Genomic DNA, 5,425 nt, shown 5'->3' with positions numbered 1-5,425 from the left:
GCCGGCGTGTTGGCACCACCAGCGTAGTGGCGGCGGGGAGGCACGGTGGCCATTATTCGGTGACCGGGATTGGTCAAAATCGTTTGACTATTAGCGGCTAAAATCGCCCGGCGCTAACAATGCCAATTTCGACCAAAATTCGACCAACGATTGCTTGACTTCAACAGTTGCATCGCAAGCGATGCAATATCAGTCCCGCGGTCGCAGGGAGCCGAAAGGCAGCCCCTGCGCCTCGATGAAGCGAAAAAGCTGCTTGAAACCCTGCTGTCACAGGAAATGGACGCGCACAGGATCGGAATGCTTCTTCCGCTCCTCCTCCTTTCTTCCGGGACGCCCGGGCGGCAAGAGCCTATTAAAAAGAGATGGATGGATTTCAAACTTGGCAAATCAAGGCGTAGCTAGTCACTCGCGTCCAAAGCCATTTGCCTAAAAATGAATACCGCTGACCGAAATGGAAAGATGGTAACAACGAAATAGATTAGTCGCACTTGTTTTTAAGAACCGTTTGTTCCAGCCCGCCCTGTTTGCAAACACCCCAACTATCATGAAATCCGTAAACAGAGGCGACATCAACACCTGACGCCGGCAAGTATGCGAGTGTCGTCTCTGCCTAAGGGGCAAGCCCCCGAGATTAGTTAGGAGAGGGGAAGAGATGGATAAAGTCAAAACGGCCTTCCAGAACTTTGGCCGCGTTATCGTCGACCCTATTTTGTACCTTTCGGTAACGGGCATCATTTTGGCCATCGCCACGGTATGCTCGCTCGGCAGCGGAGTTGTCGCAGATCTGGGCACGCTGCTCTCCGCGGCAACCAACTCCGCGGTGATCGGCAACCTGCCGGTGATTTTCGCAGTCGGCCTAACGGCAGGCTTCGCAAAGAAGCAAAAATCCAACGCGGCAGTGTTTGGACTTATTAGTTACCTCATGTTCCTGTATGTCAACAACGCCTACCTGACGCTCACCGATCAGCTGGCAAAAGCTGGCGCGATGGGTCTGTATGGCACTGGCCAGGCAACGGTACTGGGTCTTCAAGTTACCGATGTCAACGTCTTCGGCGGCGTACTCATCGGATGCTTCTGCGGTTGGCTCTATAACAAACTGATCGACGTAAAGGTATCGGAGTATATCCGGATTTACGGCGGACCCCGCCTGGCCCTTCTGGCGATGGTTCCGCTGAGCATTGTCTTCGGCATCGGAGCGACTATCGTGTGGCCCCCTATCGCCAACGCCATCAGCAACGCTTCTTCATTCATCGCAGCCTCGGGTGGTCTGGGCGTTTTCATTTACGGCTTCCTGAACCGCGTCCTCGTACCTCTCGGCATGCACCACTTTATGTGGATGCCGTTTGACTACTCCGCGATTGGCGGCACGGCGGTCGTCGCCGGCCAGAGTGTTTCCGGCGCAGCAAACATCTTCTATGCCGAGCTTCCCCATATCGCCGACGGATCCCTCACCACAGTCGACCCCTCTGTCCGCTTTGCCATGTTCGGCTTTGGCAAGGAATTCGTAACCCTCGGCACCGTGCTCGCAATGATTGCGACTTCCCGTCCGGAGAATCGAAAAGCTGTCGCAGCCATGCTGGTGCCCATTTACATCACCGCCATGCTCTCCGGCATCACTGAGCCGCTCGACTTCATGATCCTGTTCGCGTCTCCGATTCTCTGGGTTGCCTACAGCCTGTTCTACGGACTGGGCGAGATGCTCCTGTTTGTCCTGGGAGTCCGCTTGCTTAACATGTACGGTGGCATCGAGCTGCTCACGCTCGGCCTGCCTTTGCCAATGGGCGTCACCAAGTTCCCGATTTACATCGTCTTGGGCATCGTGTTTGCCGCCGTTTCGTTCATCGTTCTGGCGATGGTGATCAAGAAACTCAACCTCATGACGCCCGGCCGTTCCGCAGAGTGGTCTGCAGAGGTCTCCGGAGGCAACAATGCTCTCGAGTCCTCCGGAACTCCGGAAGTCGACGCAAAACAGCAGGAAATGGTGCAGAACATCATCAACGGCCTTGGCGGCAAGGACAATATCAACACCATGGGCTGCTGCATGACTCGTCTCCGTGTCGAAGTCAAAGATCCCGACAAGGTCAACGAAGAGACCATCAAGAAGGCTATCGACAAGGGCCTGTTTAAGAACGGCACCAATGTTCAAATTGTCGTGGGAACCAACGTGCACTCCGTCTACGACCTGCTGCGTCCCATCCTTAATCTGGAAGATTAACAGTCGCGTAATCGATAAGCGATAAGCGAGGAGACCTCATGTTGACCAAAACGTTTCATTCAATCCGAGGCATGTTCGAACGCCTGCTCAACATGTACAAAGAAAAGTCGACAAGGGGTCTTCTCGTACTTATGGCTGCATTCGCATGTGGTTTTATCTGGCCGCTCCTGGGTCTACTCGCTGCGGTTTGGACCCGGCGTTCAGGAAGGCACGCGGACGCAGGCAGCATTGCAGGCATGGCGGCGGTCATCAACATCGCTACCTACTTCGTGCAGATAGTAACCAAGATTGTCTGCAGCTCAATTTGATTTGAAAGGCATGAACAACATGAACGGATACAAGATTGTCATCTGCGGCGGCGGCAGCACCTATACCGCCGGTATCGTCAAAGACCTGATTGATCAAAAGGACGAACTGGGGATTCGTGAGCTTTGGCTCTATGACATCGACAAGGAACGCCAGGACACGGTCGCTGTGGTGGTTAAGGCAGTTATCGATGACCTTGCCCCCGAGATCCCCTTGCATGTAACCGTCGACCCCAAAGAGGCGTTTACAGATGCGAACTTTGTTATGGCGCAGATGCGCGTGGGCGGGCTCAAGATGCGTATCCAGGATGAGCAGATCAGCCTGCGCCATGGCGTAGTCGGCCAAGAGACCTGCGGAGCAGGTGGCATGGCCTATGGCATGAGGACCATCTTCCCCATGTGCGAGCTTGTCGATTTCTGCGAGGAGTACGCCTGCAAGGACTACTGGATCGTCAACTACTCTAACCCCGCTGCCATCGTAGCCAAGGCGATGCACAAGCTGCGTCCAAACGCTCGCATTCTCGACATCTGCGATATGCCGGTAGAGATTGAAGCCCGCATGGCGGAGATTTTGGGCTGCGAACTCGACGACATTGAAGTCGACTACTTTGGCCTCAATCACTTTGGGTGGTATACCAGCGTACGCTGCAAGGGCGTCGACGTTACGGACAAGCTCAAAGAGCACGTGCGTAAGTACGGTTACATTTCCGAGGCAAGCCTCAATGACGCATTGGTAAAGGACCCAGACTGGGCCCACACCTTCAAGAATGCGGCAACGATTTCTACGCTATTCCAGGATTACCTCCCCAACACCTATTACCAGTATTACCTGTTGCCCGATGCCTGCGTGGAGTACATAGACATCAATAACACGCGTGGCATGCAGGTCGTAAACGGCCGCGAAAAGCGTATCTTCGACGCATCTGCGGCGCTTAAGCGCGGTGAAAAGGTCGATCTCACGCAGTTCTACGTAGGCGTCCACGGCAGGTTCATTGTCGATGTCGTCAAGTCCCTGGCGAAGGATTTGCGCCATCGCCAGCTGGTGATTGTGCCCAATAATGGCGCAATCGAGAATCTCTCGGACGACGCGACCGTCGAGATTCCGGCGTACATCACCGATCGAGGAGCCGAACCGGTCCGCGTCGGGAAGATTCCCCGCTTCTACAAGGGCCTTATCGAGCAGCAGGATGCCTGCGAGGGCCTTGTGGTCGAGGCTGTTATCGAGGGCTCCTACCAGAAGGCACTCGAGGCCTTCACCCTCAATCGCACGATTCCCTCAGCGCGCGTGGCTAAGGAAGTCTTGGACGACATGATCGAGGCGAACAAGGGCTATTGGCCTGAGCTGAAGTAGAGAAGCCATCCAGATAGCAAAAGCACAAAAGGTGGCCTCAAGGCAAAATGCTTTGGGGTCACCTTTTGTATGACTAAATCTCCGCAAAACTCGTAAAGATGAACGAATCGGCCTCGTGTTTTACACGATAGTTCTCTTGATAATCCTGATTGAATATAAGCGAATAAATAACCTGAAGCGTATACGTGAGCGAGATCATGGAAGAGTAATTGGCAACCTTTCCAATCACGCGCTCTGATTTTGGAATGAGCAAGACAGTGTCGCATTGCCTGGCGAGCGCCGAATCAGAAAACGCCGTGATTAAACACGGCTTGATTCCGCGCTCGGAAAGAGCGGCGGCGTATTTGGAATAATCATAGTGAATGCCGCTGTAGCTTAGGAATAAAAACAGGTCGCCGGGCCTACCGTTCTTAACGTGCAGTGTCTGCAGGCCACCGTCGTCCGCCATGGTGACATGACGATCGAGCTTGAGAAGATTGTTGCGAAAGATACATCCCGCCAGATAGCTTTCCCCTTTAGCAAAGATGTAAATTCGCGGGGCGCTAAGAACTGCCTTGGCGATTATGCTCAATTTGGCGCTATCGAGCTCGATTTTCGTTTGATCTATGACGCCCTTCAGGAGATTTGCAAGGTTGCCCTCGATGGCCTCAATTGAATCGGTACTGCCAAAAGGACGATTGTGATCGACAGTGGCAGCCAGAAGATAGTCTCCGCTTATCTCCTGGATGAGCTGCATGATCAACTCTCGATAGCCGCTTAGGCCCAATTTCTTACAAAAGCGGATGATTGTCGCGTTCGAGGTGTAAGTCTCCTGTGCGAGCTTTGCCATAGTGAGGGTCTTAAGGTCGCCGGTATGATTGAGCAGATAGGTAGCAATGGCTCGGTCGGTTTCATTAAAAGACGCGCTGTTACGCAGGCTGTCAAGAATCATGGTCGCTCCGATCGCTTTAGTTTGCCACTTAATTATGTCATTATCAAAACGACGGGCAGCTCTTCATGCGCTGACTCATGTCCTGCAATCTCTCTTCTGATATTCCGCATGCTTCGGCAACATTATTTGTGCGGAGCGCATCGCTCAAGTCGCAGCGAACAGATACGAAGAAGTTCCATTGCCAGAATTCATTGCCCGCTTTGAGACGCAGAGACGGCCTCCGAACAAGCTACATGCGGACTTGAGACAGCATAGCGCTCGCCCGTCGGCATCCTACAACCCGTATCCCCCACTCCCCTGTTTCCGTGTTGAGAGCAATAGACGGGGTTCCAAGGGGACTCGTCCCTTTGGCGCGCAAGGTCCGGGGATGGCGCGGTCCATCCCCGGCACTATTATTAGCTAAGGACCGCCGAAACTCCTCCCAATTGGAGTTTATCGGTCGATAAGTCAAGCCGACCGGCCCGCGATTATCAATGGTTTATTTGCTTCACATAATAAATTGACTCAGGATTCACCCGCAATTCACCCGCAAAGTAAACTGATAAATCAGAACCACCCTTAAAAAGGGTGGTTTGCTCTTAGGGTATAACCCACGGGCCCCGGGCTCGCGTCTAAAGGCGCGG

At 53.5% G+C, this 5,425-nt stretch carries 4 protein-coding genes; 3 read left to right on the top strand and 1 reads right to left on the bottom strand.

Going from position 1 to position 5,425, the window contains the following annotated elements; translation table 11 throughout:
• Nucleotides 1-652 precede the first annotated feature (652 nt).
• The 3 genes from GPK42_RS01990 to GPK42_RS01980 are packed head-to-tail and all read left to right on the top strand — an operon-like array spanning nucleotide 653 to nucleotide 3,871.
• Nucleotides 653-2,215, top strand: coding sequence for a PTS transporter subunit EIIC (locus GPK42_RS01990; RefSeq protein ID WP_055285365.1), 1,563 nt, complete (start codon nucleotides 653-655; stop codon nucleotides 2,213-2,215).
• A gap of 38 nt (nucleotides 2,216-2,253) precedes the next feature.
• Nucleotides 2,254-2,523, top strand: a complete 270-nt coding sequence (locus tag GPK42_RS01985) for a hypothetical protein (protein ID WP_055285366.1) — start codon at nucleotides 2,254-2,256, stop codon at nucleotides 2,521-2,523.
• Nucleotides 2,524-2,542: 19 nt separating this feature from the next.
• On the top strand, nucleotides 2,543-3,871 hold the full coding sequence (locus GPK42_RS01980) for a 6-phospho-alpha-glucosidase (RefSeq protein WP_252200033.1): 1,329 nt from the start codon (nucleotides 2,543-2,545) through the stop codon (nucleotides 3,869-3,871).
• A 73-nt stretch (nucleotides 3,872-3,944) separates the two neighbouring features.
• Here the strand turns inward: GPK42_RS01980 and GPK42_RS01975 are convergent, their stop codons facing one another.
• Nucleotides 3,945-4,802, bottom strand: coding sequence for a MurR/RpiR family transcriptional regulator (locus GPK42_RS01975; RefSeq protein ID WP_006235773.1), 858 nt, complete (start codon nucleotides 4,800-4,802; stop codon nucleotides 3,945-3,947).
• Nucleotides 4,803-5,425: the final 623 nt, after the last annotated feature.

Origin of the sequence: Collinsella aerofaciens (assembly GCF_018785265.1) — a bacterium.
Lineage (GTDB): Bacteria > Actinomycetota > Coriobacteriia > Coriobacteriales > Coriobacteriaceae > Collinsella > Collinsella aerofaciens_AI.
Note: the sequence above shows the minus strand (reverse complement) of the source record. Positions and strands in the feature narration are given on the sequence as shown.

Coding starts and splice junctions, on each gene's coding strand:
- GPK42_RS01990 (WP_055285365.1), top strand. CDS start 653: ATGGATAAAGTCAAAACGGCCTTCCAGAACTTTGGCCGCGTTATCGTC.
- GPK42_RS01985 (WP_055285366.1), top strand. CDS start 2,254: ATGTTGACCAAAACGTTTCATTCAATCCGAGGCATGTTCGAACGCCTG.
- GPK42_RS01980 (WP_252200033.1), top strand. CDS start 2,543: ATGAACGGATACAAGATTGTCATCTGCGGCGGCGGCAGCACCTATACC.
- GPK42_RS01975 (WP_006235773.1), bottom strand. CDS start 4,802: ATGATTCTTGACAGCCTGCGTAACAGCGCGTCTTTTAATGAAACCGAC.